We start from the raw sequence: 19574 nt of genomic DNA on the forward strand, positions 1-19574 counted from the left end.
AAATCGAATCATTATTGATGATTAGGTTATACTTAGAATCTTGATATTCTAAATCATTCCGATGAGGACATGCCCATGAAGATTCACGAGTACCAAGCCAAAGAAATTTTACGCAAATATAATGTGATCACACCAAAGGGTGTTGCTTGTTTCAGTGTTAACGAGGCGGTGCAAGCTGCGCAGCAATTAGGTGGTGATGTGTGGGCAGTGAAGGCACAGATTTATGCCGGTGGGCGGGGTAAGGGTGGTGGAGTAAAAGTAGCCAAGTCATTGGATGAGGTACGTCAGCGCGCGAGTGAAATTCTGAACATGCGCTTGATAACTCATCAGACTAGCCCGGAAGGACAGATAGTCCATCGACTTTTTATTGAGCAGGGGATACAGATAGAAAAAGAATTCTATGTCGGTATGGTGGTGGATCGCGGCCGACAACGCGTTTGTTTGATGGCAAGTTCGGAAGGTGGCATGGAAATTGAAAAAGTCGCAGCTGAAACACCCGAGAAAATTCATAAAGTGTTTATTGATCCCATCGCGGGTTTAAGTCAACAGCAGGCTGAAGAAGTTGCGCAAAAAATTGGCATCCCTAAGCAAAGTTTGTCAGGTGCTGTTACCTTATTGCAAGGCTTATATCAAGCATTTGATGAGACTGATGCATCACTGTTGGAAATCAACCCATTGGCAGTAACTGTAGAGCAGCAGGTAATGGCACTCGATGCCAAAATGAATTTTGATGAAAACGCACTGTTTCGTCATCCCGAGATCGTCGCATTGCGTGATTTGGATGAAGAAGATCCAGTGGAGATTGAAGCATCGAAACACGAATTATCCTATATCCCTTTGGACGGTAATATTGGCTGTCTGGTAAATGGTGCAGGCTTGGCAATGGCGACGATGGATATCATCAAACTGTATGGTGGCAATCCCGCCAACTTTCTCGATGTTGGCGGTGGAGCAACGGCGGAAAAGGTGACTGAAGCATTTAAACTGATGCTGCGCAATTCTAAGCTAAAAGGGATTCTGGTTAATATTTTCGGTGGCATAATGAAATGTGATGTAATTGCGCAAGGCATAGTAGCAGCTGCTCGTGATGTGCAACTTACAGTGCCATTGGTTGTTCGGTTGGAAGGCACCAATGTAGATCTTGGGAAGAAAATTCTGGCGGATTCCGGGTTAAAAATCATTTCTGCAGATAACATGGCTGATGCGGCGCAAAAAGCGGTTAATGCAGCCGGGTAAGCCAACTTATCAATGTCAATGCTAGTCATCATATAAGGAATCCTTTTGCTATGTCCATCCTGATTAATCACAACAGTCGTGTAATGACACAAGGCATTACCGGTAAAACCGGCCAATTTCATACGCGTATGTGCCGCGACTATGCCAACGGCAAAGCATGCTTCGTCGCAGGTGTGAACCCGCGAAAACCTGGCGAGAATTTCGAAGGTATACCGGTTTATGCAACGGTCAAAGAAGCCAAGCAACAAACCGGCGCCAATGTTTCAGTGATTTATGTGCCCCCTCCTTTCGCTGCCGCAGCGATAGATGAAGCAGTTGAAGCTGAACTGGATCTCGTGATTTGCATTACCGAAGGCATTCCGGTGCGCGATATGATCCGTACTCGCTACAAAATGCAAGGCAAGAAAACTCGCTTGATTGGTCCGAATTGTCCGGGAATTATTACACCAGATGAGATAAAAATAGGGATTATGCCGGGATATATTCATAAAAAAGGTCGGATTGGGGTGGTTTCACGCTCGGGTACACTGACATATGAGGCAGTGGCGCAACTGATGTCGCTAGGACTTGGACAATCTACCTGCATCGGCATTGGTGGTGATCCGGTGAATGGTTTAAAACATCTGGATGTAATGCAATTGTTCAATGACGATGACGAAACTGATGCCGTAATGATGGTAGGTGAGATCGGCGGCACGGATGAAGAGGACTGCGCACGTTGGATAAAAGATCATATGCATAAACCCGTAGTCGGATTTATTGCTGGTGTGACAGCACCGCCAGGCAAACGCATGGGACACGCTGGCGCTATCATTTCCGGTGGCAAGGGAACAGCTCAAGAGAAGCTTGAAGTAATGGAATCGTGCGGAGTCAGAGTCACACGCAATCCAGCCGAGATGGGAAAACTATTAAAATCGGTTTTGTAACTTGTTACTTAGAAAATATTGAAGGCAATTTACCATGCGCTATCGTTTACCATTTTTTATCATTTTAACTGTGCTCATTATTTCCGCCTGCAGCGGAATTTCCACCAAACAACCATTTCCAGCCAAAAAACCTGAGCGACCGACAGGTCCTTTACCCGATAGTGCTAAGCCAAAATACAACCTGACGGGTTATCCGATCAGCACTCAGCAAGGTTATATTGATGGTTGCGAAACCGCTAAAAGAACAAGCTGGGCCTTTAAAGACTTGAATCGATATGACACGGATGAACAATATCGCATGGGATGGGATGATGGATTTTCCCTGTGCAAAAACGCAAAATAATCTTTCTGAAAGTGAAGTATTAAAATGACCAAGATTTGTTTATATCTTGGTTTTTTAATTGGACTGACTGCTACATTAGCCGCTCCAATATTTGCCAATGAGTTACCTTTAGTAGTGAAACAAAAACTACAACAGCTAGCCATCCCGGAAGCGATGATTGGTGTATATATCCATGAAATTGGCGCCAGCCAGCCAGTGCTCACAATCAATGCGGATTCAAGCATGAACCCGGCTTCGGTAATGAAGTTGTTGACTACCTATGCTGGGCTGGAATTGTTGGGTCCTGCGCATACCTGGCAAACCAAGCTTTATGCCAATGGAAAAATTACCGATGGCATTTTATATGGCGACTTAATCATAAAAGGTTATGGTGATCCCAAACTGAACCTAGAAAATTTCTGGCTGCTGATCTATCGCTTGCGTCAAACCGGATTACTTGAAATTAAAGGTAACCTGATTCTGGATCATTCATATTATGAGATTCCCCGCGAAGATCCAGGTGAGTTTGACGGACAACCCTATCGCACCTACAACGTGCTACCAGAGGCATTTCTGATCAATTACCGTGCATCCACGTTCTACTTGTTTCCACAACCTGAAAAGAATGTTGTACGTGTCGTGATTGATCCTGTCCCAGAATCTTTGCAAATACAAAATAATTTAAAGCTTACTCAAGAAAAATGCGGAATTTGGCAAAATTCTCTTACTATTGAAGCAATTGTGGATGAAAAAAATAAGAATAATTTTACGGTTGCTATGAATGGTAGTTTTTCCCAGCATTGTGGAAAACAATCGTATATGTTGAGTCTGCATGACAGTACTATTTATACCCGTGATTTGTTCAGACACTTGTGGACGCAGCAAGGTGGCATATTTGATGGTAATGCCATCCTGGGTAAAACACCGCAATACTTGTTACCGCTCAAAATTTATCAATCACCACCGTTGTCAGATATTGTCCGTGGCATCAATAAATTCAGCAATAACATTGCAGCACGTCAATTGTATTTAGCGTTGGGCACAGGTAATTCGGTAATTGATAACTCACCAGCCACTTTGGCTAAATCGGATGCAGCAGTCAGACGATGGTTAGCCAGCAAGCAATTGAGTTTTCCGGAATTAATGATTGAGAATGGCTCTGGATTATCGCGCATAGAACGAATCAGCGCTCGGCATATGGGGCAACTATTGCTTGCCGCTTTCAATAGTCCGGTAATGCCGGAATTCATCGCATCATTGCCGATTGCTGCGGTAGATGGAACACTGAGAAATCGTTTTACTGATACTCCGATTAAGGGATTAGCACATATGAAAACCGGCACATTGAATAACGTGCGTGCGTTGGCAGGGTATTTGATCGACGAGATGGGGCGACGCGTTGTGGTTGTTTTTTTTATTAATCACGATCAAGCTGAACAATCCCGTGCCATCATGGATACGTTGGTGCAATGGGTTTATCGCCGAAAATAGGCATGTCCCAGATAGAATTATTACTATTGATTGAAAATTAATTTCGGCGTAAAGTGCGTGTTCAAGATCGATGATCTATTTTGAAATCAGGTGATTCCCTTCCATTCCAAGAGTGAGGAGTACACAAAGTGATGAATGAATATAAGTCTCTCGCGGTAAAGTATCTAACAGGCACAGTACAAGTTTCCCAACCCATATCCCCTAATCAAGTAACGTTTAAATCTCCCGCAATTGAAGTGATGACTGATTTGCGCACAATACAAGCAGCCGTCATATCTCCTTATATTACAATGCAAATAGCCAACACTTACATGATGCAACGTGGTGTGCGCACGCTTCTGGTCATAAATGACAGCAATTCTCTGGCAGGAATTATCACGGCAACCGATATTCTGGGTGAAAAGCCTATGCGTTTTATTCAAGAAAGAGGTGTAAAACACAGCGAAATTCTGGTGATGGATATGATGACGCCATTGAATAAGTTGGAAGCCATTCCATTGGAAGAAGTAATGCACGCCAGAGTTGGCAATATAGTCGCAAGTTTGCGCGAGAGCGATCGCTTGCATGCGCTAGTAATCGACGATCCTACCATCGGGCTACCCAGGATATGCGGGATTTTCTCCTGGACGCAAATTGAGAAACAGCTTGGTACAGTTATTCCACAGAATAATGTAGCGAAGAGTTTTGCGGAAATTGAATCATCATTAATTGCACATTAGAAAAAAACAAGCCAGCCAGTAAGTTTCGATTCTGCTGGTTTGTTTTACTAGGTGGATCAAATATTCCAAGGTATATTTTTTGTTCTAATAAGCGTCTGTAGTGCCACAATACTCGGCAAGTAATATTGTTTTAAACGATCACGACTTTCATCGGAAATTTCGTTATATCCTTCTCTTGCTTGGTTAATTTTCTTATATAAGCTCACTATAAACTGCTTTAATTCAGGTCGTTGCCGCAGGAATCGTTCAGACTTCGCATTAAAGTAGACCGCGATCTTATGCAACCATTTTAACTTGCTTTCATAAGTAACATTAATTCGTCTAAAATCATATCCATTGAAATAGTCTGGAGAAATCTCTAAGAACTGACACAGTTCCCGCATGAAACCGTCAATATCCTGAGTCATATCTTCAAAAAACATAATCTTGATCTGATTTTCCGGAAATAGCTGGTAATAGTATTTCAAGTAGTCAACATACCGACCAAAACTGATGATCTTTAAATACCATTCTTTAATGCTCAATTCAGCGGGTGTTTCTTGACCAGAGTCATACGCAATACACTTATCAATATACTCCTCAAAGCTTAAATCAGGATCAAGATTCAGTTTTCCAACATGAAAATTGAATGAGGAGTATATCCGATCAATGGGATTTCGCAATATGAACAGAAGCTTGGTTTCCGGCACTAGTGCATGGATACGAGCTGCTACTTCTGCACCACTACCCAGATATCCCGGTGAAGCTTCCATCAGAATCGGAATTTCAGGAGAGCAACGCTCAAAATAACTGGCATAATTAGTAGTATCTTTTTTGGGATCACCTGTATATAAATTACGAAAAAAATCTGTTTCCTTGACAGCTGAACCGCAAACTGATGGATGCGTACTTAGATACGTAAATATCGACGTTGTACCAGCCTTCTCTGTACCCGCGATAATAAAGTTAGCCAAATTAATACTAGAAATCGCTTTCATAAATTTAAAATCAACATTATTTTCTCAAGAATATTCTTAATCAGATCGAATTCCATTCCTCTTACTTCATACCATCAAGCAGAACAGCTTCTTGTAGATTTTTCTGACCCTTTAAACGCCGCCATAATGTTCGAATGATAAATACCGGATTGCCTACAATATATCGCATAAACATCCTTCTTGGTTCCATCATATACCGGAATAACCATTCCAGACCAAGACGACGCATCCACTGCGGCGCACGTGGCATCGTACCTGAATAAAAATCAAACAAAGCGCCCACACCAAGGACTACAGCCACATTAAGTTTGTTTACATGGCGTGCGATCCATAACTCCTGAATAGGCACCCCCATCGCCACAAACAAAATTTCCGCTCCGCTACGATTGATAGCATCGATAATATCGTCTTCACTTTCTTGCTTAAAGTAGCCATCATGAATCCAAGCAACATCTAATTTAGGAGATTGAATTTTCATATTTTCTGCGCAACGTTCTGCGATTCCTGGACGAGCGCCCAATAAAGCCAGTTTGACACCAGCTGCCGCAGCATCATGACAGATCACCGGAAACAAGTCGGTGCCATTGACATTGTCTTTTAGGGAGAAGCCGGCTAATCCGGCAGCGAAACGCATACCACTGCCATCCGCAAATAGCGTTGCCCCATCTTGCAATACAGAGAGGTAGTCAATATCTACCGCAGCAATATTTATGCAGTGTGCATTGACGAAATATATTATTCTACGCTGCACACCTGAACTAGCATCATTAACTATGTTTGCGCTGGCGTCAGCTAATGTCGTATCTTCTATTTTCAGTCCGAACAGAGGAATTTGATTCATGTGTTATCTTATTCCTTATGAATTGCAGTGTTTTGTACCCCATGCTTTAATGGTGTGCCGGATCCAAGATCAAATCATAAACACGCGCTACACCTTTAGCCATGCTGTAATCAGAAAAGCTGGCTGTCTGTAACTGATAAGCATCTTCTCGCATGGCACGCCAGTCATATTTATTATCTATTAACTCAGCTATAACAGCGGCCAGTTGCTTTACATCACCAGCGGGCACTACCAAGCCGGATTTACCATGTTCTAATACTTCAGGAATACCTTCCACATCGGATGCTACTACCGGCACCCCTGTTGCCATTGCTTCTAGAATTACCATAGGCATACCTTCCCCAAAAAGACTCGGCAAAACAAGAATATCCATTTTAGTAAATTCGGCATTGACATTCTGAGCGAATCCAATCCAATCAATCATATCCCCTACTCCGAGTCTATCAGCCATCTCTTTAATAGTTTTCTCATATTCCACAGTCTCAAATGGACCTACTGCCCGCAATCTTATAGGACGACCTGCCTGACGCAAGCTTGCTAACGCCTGTATTAGAACTTCCGTACCTTTGCGCGGCCGAAACAATGCCACGCTACCAATTACCCATTCTGGTCCAGGCGCGTCTCGCACAGGCAGCGCATCAGGTGTGACTACTCCATTAGCGACCATCGCAATCCGTTTCTCTGGCCAACCTTGTTTTTTCAAATAAAATTCCAGGCTTTTCGATACGGGAATTAATCGCGAGACCCCCACCAGACTCAGTTGTTCTATCAATGAATTCATGCGATTACGCCATACACTTTCGGTATCTCGTGTCGTGGGGCTATGTACATGATGGACCAATGGCACGCCAGATAGCCACGCTGCTACGCGGCCAATCAGTGCAGCACGAGGAGTGTGTGTATGCAACAAGGAATAATTACCTTGCTTTACGATCTTTGCAACCTCCCACGCCGGCGCCAAGTCAAATTTCGATTTCATAAATGTTTCAAAGATTGGTACAGTGGAATTCCGGCAAGCAGAAAATTTTCCCGGCTTTATGCACGCAAAGCCCATCTCATAACCATAATCCGGTAGACACATTGCCAAGATATCCTGCACTCGTTCAGCACCAGAGAAAAACTCGCCGTTGATGACATGCATAATCTTTGTATTCTCGTAGTTTTTAGACATATCCGAAGCAATTAAAAGGATTAGAGAAAATGATCAATTGTTATATGTTTTCGAAGTAAAATGCAAAAATAACCGAGCACGGCGACGTAATCCTCGGCTAAGTAACGCCATATCTAATTGGTTTAATGGTTTTACCAACATTAAGCCAGGTACATAAGCCACTAAAACAAATGTAAGCGCCCACCACACTCCCAATTTATCTTCAATAACCCAACCGATAGCAGCCAGAAATATAGCAATGCTAAGACCGCGTATAGTACCAAACCAGTCAAATTGGATGCGACCAGCTTGATAATTTAACCAAAGTAAAGTCAGACTATTCATTAGCCACGCACCTAGCACGATTCCGCATACCACGCCCATCAATCCCCAACTTGAGCCAATTATTACCGCCACTGGTGTTACTGCAGACAATATGCTGAGATTTTTTAATTGGCGCGTATACGGAAAAATCTGCATAATCATAACAACCAATTGACCTTGACTTGTTGCTCCCAAACCAAGCAACATAATCACCATAATCATGCCAGCATCCATGAAACGTCCACTACTTGCCAAAGCGATTAGTTCATTGCCAGCAACACTTAATGCTGCCATGCAAATAGCAATTATTAAAAAATTACTCTTCCACAATAAGGCCATTCCTTGCTTAACCACGTCAACCTCTCCCGCTACATAGCGAGATATCAGCATAGGTCGAATAATGTTTGCCAATAACTTGGCAGGAAGATAGCGCCCGGCAATTAGCAACAATTGCTGCAAAAAAGCAAACATCCCAGCGATCTCAAGCCCTAAGGTTCTGGCTACAAGAATACGTAGCGCACCAGGGTTAGCAACAGCCCGAAGAAGATTAACACCTGCCATGTGCCATGCAAAATCAAATATCTCACGCGCACTTACATGGAAATCCCCAGTACTTTGTATGTTGCGTAGTTTTCGTACTAAGAGAAATTCGGCTAATATCAAACAAACCAGTGAAACGATTAAATCCATCCACAGCAACTGTTCGAGCGACAAATTCTCATTAAATACTAGGATTGCAACACCGGCCAAACGTCCAATTGACATTAATGAATGAATCAATTGAGCCCATCTTTGCTCTAAAAGGGATTCCAACATTTCAGTGGCATAGCGAAAACCAATGACGGTAATGATCAACCCCACCGCCACCAAAGTTGCATCTTGCTGAGGCACACTAAAACCTAGCCATGCAGAAATATCTGGCCAGAAAGCAGTTATTAGCGCGGCCCAAATTACCATGATGGCAAAACGAATTAAAGTCATCCAACGCACAAACCATTTTAATGCACTGGGTGCTCCTCGTAATGCTAATTCTGGCAAAAATCGTCGCACTGCCTCAAGCATGCCTAAAGAGCTTAGCGGCGCCATCATTTCCACCATGCCCCACAAAACCATGTACGCCCCGTAATCAACAGGGGATAATAAGCGAACCAACCAGATTATAAAAATGAAAGAGGCAATGGCTTGCGCAGTTCGCCCTAGTAGATAATGCAGTATAGCTTGACGAAAACGGTTACCGGAATAAAGACCGGAACTATTCATGCTGTCGATCCAAGCAATTTCTTGTATTGTGACTCTACTAAATCGGCAATAACATTATATGTACGATACTCTCGCACCCAATCTGGTCCTTTTGATGCCAGCATCCGCGCACGTTCAGGGTCATCCAGCAACTTACAAACCTCATCGACAAAGGACTGCTCACCCCACTGTACACAACTACCAATTCCACTTGACTCCATCACTTGACATTGCTCAGGATGCTCATTAGCAACTATGCATTTAGCCATGGCCATATATTCGATAAGCTTTGTGGGCGAAGTGGAAAGTAACACAGGAACAGGATAGAAAGGCGAAAAGCAGATATCAGCTTGTGCAACCAGTTCCCAGGCTTTCTCCATAGGCATAAAACCAGTCACTGTTACAGCTTCTGACAATTTCAGTCGAGATACCTCCCTCTCTACTGCTTGACGATCGCTTGGCAACTGACCGTCGCCCACATATAGCAAACGGGCGTCAGGATAACGCAAACGTACTCGCTGCAGCACACGCACTAGCATCTCTGATTGACGCAGCTGCATAATGATTCCGAGGTGCAATAACAAGGGTGAATGCACATTTGGGGCTTTAGCATCTTCCGCTTTACCTACTTGATCGGCGCGAATACCCATAGGAACGGCAGTCATCTTGGCAGGAGAAACACCCTCTTGTGCAACATCATCTTTCATTCTATCGCTTTGCACAAAAATATGATCTGCCGATGGCAGGATTACCTTATAAAGTAAATTACGGATAATCTGCCCTTTGAGCCAAACAAGTCGATGATGTGGCACAAGCTTGTTATGGGCTTGATACAATTTAGATTCGGCGAACGGATAAGACATCCAGTAAATAAAGTGAGCACCCGTCAAACGGGCCGCCAACCAAGCAATCAAGCTAGCAAAAAACTTATCGCGCACTTGAATTACATCATACCGATTCTTGAAGGCGAGGAACAAAATCATTAAATCACCCTGCATACCCAGCAAGTTGTTCAGTATCCGGCCGAACAATCCCTGCCGTTTGCTCCGCGGAGTGAGATAGACAGTATTTCCCAACCAATCTGTAGGTGATGACAGATTGAGTGCATCTGCCCCTCTTTGCATCAGCCAATCAATTTGATGCCCGCGGCTTGGCATCTGTTTAGCGAACAATTCCACCACATCTGCACGGAATGGAGGAAAGCGATCCTCTACAATGTAAAGCATCTTCATAACATCTTTTCGATTAACAGATTACAAGAATTCAGCATACTAATTTCCAATCCTTAATTCTTCATTTTTATTCTATAAGCAAAGAATTACCATGCTTTTCCGATTAATCAATTTACCGAGTACGCAAGTTTTCTGACTTAATTTATTGCTCAAAATCCACTCTTCACTAGACTTATTAAAACATTAGAGCATTCGGCCAAATATATTTGAATTTAAATAAATTCTATACGCCAGATTAAGTTGATACACACAATGCCAATGGTATAAAATATTCAATCATATCAATACAGTAACTTCAGATTACCATATTACACCAACCTACTATTCTTCTAAATGAAAGTCTGAGGCAGAAAAGTCAGGTATTTGTTAGCTTACTTCGATCTAATTTTACACAAATAACCTAGTTACACTAATTCTCAACAACCAAATTAATTTTCTAACTCAGTTTGAACAGAACCACTAATTCATGTATAGGCACAAATAATACTCTTTGGGAAACACAAAATAAATATCTTGCCAAACAGCTATATTGCTTGATTTCTAGGCGCTTTAACTTTTAACCAGGACGATAGATCTAGTTGCAAAATATCTTGTACACGTAAAATATCGTCCTGATAATATCTCAGCCATTGTTGTTGCACATCCACCGCTAATACTTCTGCAGGCGCAAGATTCTTATCTCTAATTCGTGCAAGATGGTTTCTAATAAAAGGGGGAGTATATCGACGTAACCCAGGTATACGCTTCAATGCACTCAAACCATCATGTAACCATGGGAACTTAGGAGTGCCACCGGGATTGAATCTATATTCAGTATTTACCTGAAAAGTTGAGTCGACGCCGATAAAATCAAACAACTCAGACATCAATGTTTGTGGGTCATCGATAAGATCATCAAATAACACAAATTTAAGTTGATCATGACTAAACATCTGCTGATAGCTTTGAATTGCATCGGCATACATGCTAGCTTTTACCCAAAAAGCATCTTCAGTAAAAGCTTCTGAAGGTGATTTTGTTTCCTTCCCTGAACGAAGTCGCATTAGATAATGCGAATAAGCTCGCCCAATCGGATTTCGTAAACACGCAATCATTTTAATAGTCGGTACTACTTCTTTCATTCTTTGCAAAGCAATAGAGCTGTATAAATAATAAGGAGATACTTCTCCTTTAATTTGATCAACCCGAGCATCTTCAAAAAGTGACTCATATCCGGCAAGATTGGATACCATAAACTGCTGGCGATTCATTTCAGAATGTGCTTTATTATTTGGATCAAAAGCAAAAAAATTGGGTTCTTTTACTTTTGTCATAAAAACATTAGGGTGCTGGCCAAAGTAATGATGCAATGAAGTTGATCCCGCTTTAAATGCGCCAATTACTACAAAGTCAGGTAACATATTAATAACTCTCACCTAGTTAATTTATAAGTTATGTCAAAGAATTATTCTAATCAGAGTACTCCGCTATAGACAATAAAACTGTCCTATTTTTAATCAACACAAGAAGTATAGACCTTGGGGCAAATCGAGTTCAAACCACCAAAAGGGTCTCTCGCTATATCAGGCCCATTTAGTAGTTCAAGCACCTTGGAATAGTATTTCGGATTGCGTGTCCAGAAAATATAATTGGATTTCAGATTATCTCGTGCGAAAGCAAATATTTCTGGAACAGTTGGCACACTACCTGCACCATCATTACGAGTATTCATATAATTTTTGTGCATCACCTGAGGAGCTAAGGGTATGATTCCTGAAAGTTCGGGATAAAAATGATAAATACCTCTTGGTGCATTTCGCACAGCATTACGATTCAACCCCGGCTCATCTTTAAAAACATCCGGGCCACTTAATGCCGTTCCCATTTCTTTTAGTCTCCTCACAAATGACTCTAGGATTGGGTGGGGGTAATTCACTTCCTGGATCGTCATAGTATTCGGAAAATAAGCTCGCATTTTCTGGTGAACGCTAAGCAAATTTTCATAGAATTTGGACAGCTGATGAGCGGGCTGGGAAACGATCGGTTCTCCATACGCAGTTTCTATCATGCCGATACCCTCAAAGTATGGATGAGAATTGTAACGCTCCCCCATCACCCTAAATAATTCAACCAAACGATCATGCACCTGCGAATTCCATAATGCAATATTGTATCCTCTTGGTGCCGTGCTGCCGTGGCTACTATAAGCAAACTCACCACCCTCATATTCACTTGTCTTCAAGTAATCTGGCACAAGCTTCCCTGTTGGCTTCCCTATTGGAACAAATGACTTTGTTTGCACCTGAATGACAAGACGTTTTCCTATTGCAGCAAGTTCAGCAAGTCGCTGATCAATCGATGTGAAGTCATACACATCTTTTGCTGTTTCAAGTTCTGCCCAGAAATAGCGAATTTGTATCCCACGCAATGCTGGCGTTGCTTTGAGCTCCTTATATACTTGAGTCATATATTTCGGGTCATTTTTACCTAGACCTAAAATTGTATAGTAATGTCCTGGATGCCATTTCACTGGATTAGCTATTGTGCTATGACTAAATAAGAAAGCGCTTATGGTGAAAAACAATACAAGTCCGGCGGAATGCTGCTTTTGTCTAACCGCAATTAGAAAGCTAGGTTTTATTAATGTGATTATGACACTCATAGCTTTCATAAGTATTTTAAAGTTTTTATATACAGATCTCATCTCAATTTAATTAAAAGTTGAACCAATTTAGCGACGTTACTCTACCGTGGAGTGCGAATAACAATTTGTGAGGAGGTATACAACAAGAACTAATTGATACGCTAACATATTTTCTCAGCAACATTCATAATAGTAACGTTGCCATGGCAGCTGCTAATTTAACCAGAATCTTTTGATCTCGATAAATTATTTAGCATAAAACCAGCTTATCCGTTAAAAAACCCCTCCAATGAATAATATAGTTGATCCTTATCTTGATCAATCTCGCAACGTTATCCAGCTTTGCCAAGGTAATTTTTTTAGATTAAGCTGACGCAATAATTCGTTCATATCATTAGCCAATTCTTCTTGCAAATGTTTTCGTGTATCTTCACGCATCGGTGGAACAACTTGTCGCAATTCAATTTGATTATGATTTCGACGTAAATTGCGGACTAAATCATTATTCTTAACTGCTTCGACAATTCTCTTTCCACCCACATATCGGCCAATTTTCCCAAATTGTTTAAGCAACTGATCCAATTTGGCATTTTTAACAACAATACTTTCATTCACTTTTTTCTCTAGAAACCAGGATTGATGATCCTCATTAATCCCTAAGAAACGATATAAATTACGTGCTTGTATCTTAGGATTATCACGAATATCTTCTTGAAAAATGACCGATACTTGTTTTTCTGGGAAGATTTCCAGCCAACGAGCGAGGTGCTTAGCATAGCGAGACTGTTCTACATACATTGGATTATTGGCTAGCCCATCTTCGAAACTTAACTTCTGCCCGGAAAAATATCCTTGTCTTACAACGTGTAAATGGTTGGAGTAGGCACGCTCGATTGGGTCTCGCAGCAATAGTACGATCCGCATTCCTGAATTGTATAGAAAAACACGACTAGGTGTATCGCTATCAGCAAAATACGAAGGTGAAATCTCTCCTTTGGCACTTACCGCACTGGCATCCCCTACTTGTTTTTCGTACCACTGATAACCACGACCATAATAAGTTGAGAAAAAATCGCTTTCCTTGCCTTGATATATCGCCACTTCCGGATGATCTGACAAAACACGATGCACCCATGTAGATGCACATTTCTGTGCACCAACACCTATAAAATTGATTTTCATATTTAATTTATTTTAAGAAATAAAACGACATCGATATGCCAATCAATGATCAAATGAATAACCAAACAACTCAATATCGCGCGAATATAACTTAGCCACGATCTCCGCGCTAGCATCATTGTAATAGCTGCGATAATCTCCTTTCAGGCTATGATTTATTTTTACTAAATTAGTCGCTACTCCCAGTCTTTCGGCTAATACTTCAAAATCGCTCTCCAAGGCTTCGAATCTACCAATAAAATCTACATCGACTTGGCCATTCTTTCCGACTACATATTCCCACTGTGGAATAAAATGCAAAACGCGGTAAATGTCAGAAGATGTCAATCCATGCATAATAAAGTTCTGGAAACTATCAAACTTATCCAGATATTCACGTGCCCATTCTTTATCCTGCTCAGTTAAGCCTCCCTTCTTTAAAAAAACGTAAGCAGATACTAATCGATCCCAAGGATTGCGCACAAAAGCAAACTTAAAATAATTTTTATAACATTCTGCTCCAAATATCACTTGATAAGTTCGTGCTGTAAGGTGCCCCCCACCTAAACAGCCAAAGAATGCTTGACAAACTGATATGCCGGCAGTTTTGGGAATATGTATAAAAATACATTGCAAGTCATCATACGGTTTTAAGGAATAACCATCACTATTTACCTGCTGCCTTAGCGCTTTGTATTGTCTCCGTCGAGTATATCCTTTAATATCTTGGCGCACCCCGAAAGGAATTATTTCTCCATAAACCTCTTTGAGCCATCCTTGCATCAGATTTCCTTGAAAATTATTATAAAAAATATTTTTTATAAAACATAACTCTAATCATAATATTTTTTCAGCATATGGCACTTATAATCTCTTGCCCTATGCACGCTCTGGTAATCTCTCATTCGATTCATTAATAGCTTATGATTAAGTTGAATGAATCAGGGTAATCACATCTCGCGCGCAGACCTTTATCAGTCCCCTGGCAATAACTCAAGAATCACCTCATTTATTTAAGAATCTCGACCAGTAAGCCGCCTGACCTAACATCAGCATCATAAGAAACTGAATCGGGTTCGAGTACAAATGAAAGTTCTTATAGGGCATTGTTAGAATCAATAAGAATAGTCCTACAGCGCCTATCCTCAAAAAAATACGATGAATTTCTGGAATAACATCATGGCTAGCGGCACGTTCCGAAGCTTTGGCTCCTAATAGTAATATGAAGAAGAAAGCCAAATGTCCCAAAATACCTATCTCCCATAATAATATGAGGGATGAAGATGTATTTATCTTATAGGGGAAACGACCCACTAATTCTCCTGTTCCGATTCTACTTTCATAAGTTGCTCCCATACCGTAACCAAATAAACTGTGTTGCAAATCACCACTACCGACGTTAATATTCCACCAATTTAGTAAAAGATTTACACGCCCCAATTCACGACCATCATATGTCTCCGTCTCAGGATCTAAGGCTCTCATCACTCGATCATAAGTTGAAGTAACTTGATTTTTTTTGAATGTATGCGTTGAGACGTCTCCATAGTGAAGTTTCTCATAAAATGCAAATAGCGCCCCGACTAACAGAACAGCGCCTATCATAACAACAATAAACTCAACAGGTCGCTTCAGCAGCTCTTTACGATAATACAGGCCTATAACAACTGGAAGTAGTATGACGGCTGCTTTAACTTCTGCCAAACCAAGCGTAAAAAGCCCGAACAATACAACTAAAGCCACCTTTAAACCAGTAAGTTTTCCTTCACGCCATAATGCAATCGCGGTTAACATCGCAATCAACAACATAATGGCCATTGCAGCGCTATCCCCTCCGCCCTCTATAACACCATGAAATGTGCCTATCACAGCATCCCACGGTGACGTCCGCGCACTACTTGGAACTACAAAAAAATATTGATAAATCGCCATCGGGAACTGTAAAATCGCCACAATCATGAGAGCTTTCCACAATTGCATTATCATTTTCTCAGATATTAAGCCAAACATGATAACCAGCATTAATGGCCACATGAGAAGATAATACCGTGATGCATTTATAATTTCAGAAAAATAAGGTCGATCAATCACAGTAGAAAAAAGCACCAGTACAATTAAGATCATGGGGCCCCAAAGATCACCAGAGAATGAAACTGATTTTATACCTGTTCTAGCACGTAACAAATGAAGCAACACTGGTAATAACAATGCTGCACTCACCAAAACTGTAAACCATTGAAGCTGTGAAAAACGGAGAAAATAGGCACTTGGTCCAGTGACCAGAAATGCCCCCAAAAATAATATCCAAACTGTCCAAGCCACCGGTGCAGCAAGAATAAAAAAAACACCAAATAAAGCCAACAGAGGAACCAGAAGAATTAAGTTTCCAGATGCGGCAAGTATGCCACTAAGAATTGATAAAATCAGTACACTAAATAGCAACAAGACAAAAGTTAGCGTCTTGGAATTTAGATTATTATTAAAAAGTCTGGATGATATTTCTGCTTTCATAATAAAACAAGGTCTACTTAAATCTCACTTAATTTTGTTGTATACATGAAAGCTTGACCAAACTCATGTGCTCACTATTATTGCTCGCTGGATTTGTATTTCCTATTTTAAAGATTATGGATCCATAGACCAATACCGACCATGCCTCCAGTATCCCTACCAGCATACATAGATATACTACTATGCCTGGAAAGTACCTATTAACCTTACTCGTTCATTAACATTAACAGCTAAAAGTAGATCTTGAATAAAGATAGCTTGAAGTTGATAAGCCACGTCATTATCATTATCTATAGAAGAAATTCTCACCAAAATACCGTCTGGAATATTTCCTGTCAAACCATAACGCAATTGTTGCAACTTTTGATCAAATCCTGGTAAAACAGCTTTATTGCCAACTGTAACCCAATATGTAATTGGCTCATTTCGATTACCTTTGATAGCCAGTAAACGCTTAATCGGTAATTTTCCATATTGAGTAAGTAACTCTCCAGGAAAAATCTTCTTTATCTCGAAACCCTGAGCGTAGTAACATACTTCAGGCTTATGTACCGACAGATTGTCACTCTGATCTCCCCCGTAAGCCACTGAAAGCATAATGCGCTCACCTTGGGAATTAACATAAGTTCTGGCTAGTGTTTGGTTATAAATTTTGTCCAGATTAGCTTGAGTTTCAGCGTCTACTTGTAATGGAACAATTGTTCTGTCGATTTGCCAATCTCCAAACTTGTCAGGAATCATCGTTTCAAGATTGATCTTTTCCTGTTGATCAGCAATTTTCTCGGTGGGGGTAAAGGCCATTGTTAAAGCACCTGATGACACCATCAACACTCCAATTAATATATTAATTATTAGAGATTTATTCATTAACATTCTCCTTTTTTACTGATAGTACTAAAGAAATGTTGATTTATAAAGTTATTCTTGAACATTTTAATTCACATCTCTACAAGATACTAGAAAAAATATAATCAATTAATAATTAGATATTATTTATTGGTTTAACAATATTGACATGCTGTGCTCGCGTAAAATACTGCAACAATCCGTCTACTCCAAGAATCAGTACTAATGCACTAATAAATAAAACCATGCCAGCAAACCCATGAAGGAACCCTTGTCCCGCAGCGTCACCATAGTGGTAAGTAATCAAAGTAAGCACCATAACGCGAATAACGTTAGCAGTAAAAGAAATTGGTATTATAAGAATAGCCAATGCTACGTTCCGAAAAACTGAAGTATGATTGACAAGATTCAAATAAAACAAACCTAATGCCTCCAAAGTTAGCAATGTCTGTAGTCCCGCACATGCATCAGCCACAAGAAGTTGATATTGACCAATTTGCAAAATCACACCATTCCTCGCGATAGGATAATTTGCCCAAAACAAAATATTCTCCGCCACATACGAAACTGCCATCTTCATTGGCATAGTAAAAAAGCTAACTATTGCACCTGGCAACGGAATCATAAATAACAAAAAAAACAACGGAAACCACATAATTTTTAGCGCAATATATCCACGCTTAATAAGTAATATCGCTGCTAGAACCAGAATAAAAGAACCAATCTCTAATATTAATATCTGTTGAGAACCTCCAATAATGTAAAAAGTTAGAGCGATAATAAGAATGACCCACCCGAAGGCTGAAGTTGATTGGGCGTCACTTTCTTTAATCATTATTTTCCATTTTCGGAATATAAGCCACATTGAAAGTATCAAAATAATTGGCCCGTGAGCCTGCTCTTCATTTGTCCATATCCCATTTGCCAAACCATAAAAAGTAGGGATATACAAGGCCAATACGCCTAAAATGATAGGCCACCAGTTTAGTATCTCTGGTTTAGAACTACTTAATTGATATGAAGGCATGATTAAATTTATCTACTAAAAATCAATTAGCACTGAGCCTACAATCTCAGCACCACTATATTTTAGTTGTTCACTCATAGCGTTGATATCAGTTAAGCGAGTATTGTTCTTGTGTGCAACTATGAGTGCTCCATCGGTGCGAGCAGCAATAGCAAGTGCATCAACTCCATTAGAAAATGCTAAGGTATCATAAAGAATAACATCGTACTGACTCGCAAGTTGATCATTCATTTCGTCGAATGAAGAACGATTAAGGAGTTCCAAAGGATTTGGTGGCAGCGTGCCCGCAGGCAACACCGAGAGATCAACAAATGAATCTATTTTAGCAATGACCTCAGACACATTAGCGCGAGTAACAAGCACATCAGACAAGCCTTGTTTATTTTTCAAATTAAAAATCTCATGCTGCTGCGGGCAACGTAAGTTGGCATCGATTAACAATGTTCGCTCACCAAGTTGAGAAAACACTACTGCAAGATTCGCAGTAAAAAGACTTGCCCCTTCATTCGGGTTACAACTAATTATTGCTAGTGCTTTACGTTCAGAAGTAAACCAACGTAGCATTAATTGGCTTCTTACTGCGCGAAAAACCTCAACCTGAGTGCCAAATGGTTGATATGCAACCACCAATTCCGGCGGATGATTTCCTTGTCCAGGTAATAAATACGGATAATCGAATTGTTGTGCCAATACTAACTGAATATCTGCTTCAGTAATTAGGCCTAACTTTATTGCCGCATCACCAAAGCGCAAACCACTTTCTTTCTGCAATCGTAATATACGCTCAGCCTCAACAGGCGTAATTTTCCCCATATCCAACAAAATGTGCCCGATACTAAACTTACGTACAGCAGACGCGTTTGTAGTGATAGAGCCGGAACCGCTCAGCTTCTCTGTTTCTAAAGAATCTGGAATGTTCATTTTCTTTCCTTTAAAACTTTCTGAGTCT

Annotated in this window: 18 protein-coding genes; 5 read left to right on the plus strand and 13 right to left on the minus strand. The window is 40.7% G+C overall.

Features of this window, described 5'->3' with window-relative positions; genetic code table 11:
- The first annotated feature begins 75 nt into the window (after positions 1-75).
- The 5 genes from sucC (at position 76) to K2Q13_RS08045 (ending at position 4694) form a co-directional block, all read left to right on the plus strand.
- Positions 76-1236, plus strand: coding sequence for an ADP-forming succinate--CoA ligase subunit beta (sucC, locus tag K2Q13_RS08025; protein WP_292920543.1), 1161 nt, complete (start codon positions 76-78; stop codon positions 1234-1236).
- A gap of 50 nt (positions 1237-1286) precedes the next feature.
- Positions 1287-2162, plus strand: a complete 876-nt coding sequence (gene sucD / locus K2Q13_RS08030) for a succinate--CoA ligase subunit alpha (RefSeq protein WP_292920544.1) — start codon at positions 1287-1289, stop codon at positions 2160-2162.
- Between the two features lie 34 nt (positions 2163-2196).
- Positions 2197-2505 (plus strand): hypothetical protein, encoded by a 309-nt coding sequence (locus K2Q13_RS08035; protein ID WP_292920545.1) that lies wholly within the window; start codon positions 2197-2199, stop codon positions 2503-2505.
- Between the two features lie 24 nt (positions 2506-2529).
- Complete coding sequence (gene dacB / locus K2Q13_RS08040; RefSeq protein WP_292920546.1) at positions 2530-3975, plus strand: D-alanyl-D-alanine carboxypeptidase/D-alanyl-D-alanine-endopeptidase; 1446 nt, start codon at positions 2530-2532, stop codon at positions 3973-3975.
- Positions 3976-4106: 131 nt separating this feature from the next.
- Entirely contained in the window at positions 4107-4694 is a 588-nt protein-coding gene (locus K2Q13_RS08045) for a CBS domain-containing protein (RefSeq protein ID WP_292920547.1), read from the plus strand.
- Positions 4695-4750: 56 nt separating this feature from the next.
- On the opposite strand, the gene K2Q13_RS08050 is transcribed toward K2Q13_RS08045, so the two are convergent.
- The 13 genes from K2Q13_RS08050 to epsG form a co-directional block, all read right to left on the minus strand.
- Positions 4751-5671 carry a sulfotransferase domain-containing protein gene (locus K2Q13_RS08050; RefSeq protein ID WP_292920548.1) on the minus strand — a complete coding sequence of 307 codons (921 nt, stop codon included), beginning with the start codon at positions 5669-5671 and terminating at the stop codon, positions 4751-4753.
- A gap of 61 nt (positions 5672-5732) precedes the next feature.
- A complete protein-coding gene (locus tag K2Q13_RS08055) occupies positions 5733-6512 on the minus strand; it encodes a WecB/TagA/CpsF family glycosyltransferase (RefSeq protein WP_292920549.1) in 780 nt (259 codons plus the stop codon).
- Positions 6513-6558: 46 nt separating this feature from the next.
- Positions 6559-7683, minus strand: coding sequence for a glycosyltransferase (locus K2Q13_RS08060; protein ID WP_292920550.1), 1125 nt, complete (start codon positions 7681-7683; stop codon positions 6559-6561).
- A 33-nt stretch (positions 7684-7716) separates the two neighbouring features.
- A complete protein-coding gene (locus K2Q13_RS08065) occupies positions 7717-9246 on the minus strand; it encodes an oligosaccharide flippase family protein (RefSeq protein ID WP_292920551.1) in 1530 nt (509 codons plus the stop codon).
- Positions 9243-10457 (minus strand): glycosyltransferase, encoded by a 1215-nt coding sequence (locus K2Q13_RS08070; RefSeq protein WP_292920552.1) that lies wholly within the window; start codon positions 10455-10457, stop codon positions 9243-9245. The genes K2Q13_RS08065 and K2Q13_RS08070 overlap by 4 nt, the downstream gene beginning before the upstream one ends.
- A 524-nt stretch (positions 10458-10981) precedes the next feature.
- Positions 10982-11857 (minus strand): sulfotransferase domain-containing protein, encoded by an 876-nt coding sequence (locus K2Q13_RS08075; protein WP_292920553.1) that lies wholly within the window; start codon positions 11855-11857, stop codon positions 10982-10984.
- A 92-nt stretch (positions 11858-11949) separates the two neighbouring features.
- Complete coding sequence (locus K2Q13_RS08080; protein ID WP_365725570.1) at positions 11950-13098, minus strand: glycoside hydrolase; 1149 nt, start codon at positions 13096-13098, stop codon at positions 11950-11952.
- 300 nt (positions 13099-13398) lie between these two features.
- Positions 13399-14262 (minus strand): sulfotransferase, encoded by an 864-nt coding sequence (locus tag K2Q13_RS08085; protein WP_292920555.1) that lies wholly within the window; start codon positions 14260-14262, stop codon positions 13399-13401.
- 42 nt (positions 14263-14304) lie between these two features.
- A complete protein-coding gene (locus tag K2Q13_RS08090; RefSeq protein WP_292920556.1) occupies positions 14305-15024 on the minus strand; it encodes a sulfotransferase family 2 domain-containing protein in 720 nt (239 codons plus the stop codon).
- A gap of 222 nt (positions 15025-15246) precedes the next feature.
- A complete protein-coding gene (locus tag K2Q13_RS08095) occupies positions 15247-16752 on the minus strand; it encodes a hypothetical protein (protein ID WP_292920557.1) in 1506 nt (501 codons plus the stop codon).
- A gap of 180 nt (positions 16753-16932) precedes the next feature.
- On the minus strand, positions 16933-17619 hold the full coding sequence (gene epsI / locus K2Q13_RS08100; protein WP_292920558.1) for an exosortase-associated protein EpsI, B-type: 687 nt from the start codon (positions 17617-17619) through the stop codon (positions 16933-16935).
- Positions 17620-17734: 115 nt separating this feature from the next.
- A complete protein-coding gene (gene xrtB, locus K2Q13_RS08105) occupies positions 17735-18625 on the minus strand; it encodes an exosortase B (protein WP_292920559.1) in 891 nt (296 codons plus the stop codon).
- Between the two features lie 15 nt (positions 18626-18640).
- Positions 18641-19546, minus strand: a complete 906-nt coding sequence (gene epsG / locus K2Q13_RS08110) for a chain length determinant protein tyrosine kinase EpsG (RefSeq protein ID WP_292920560.1) — start codon at positions 19544-19546, stop codon at positions 18641-18643.
- Positions 19547-19574 lie beyond the last annotated feature (28 nt).

The sequence above is a fragment of the Nitrosomonas sp. genome, from assembly GCF_019752095.1.
Lineage (GTDB): Bacteria > Pseudomonadota > Gammaproteobacteria > Burkholderiales > Nitrosomonadaceae > Nitrosomonas.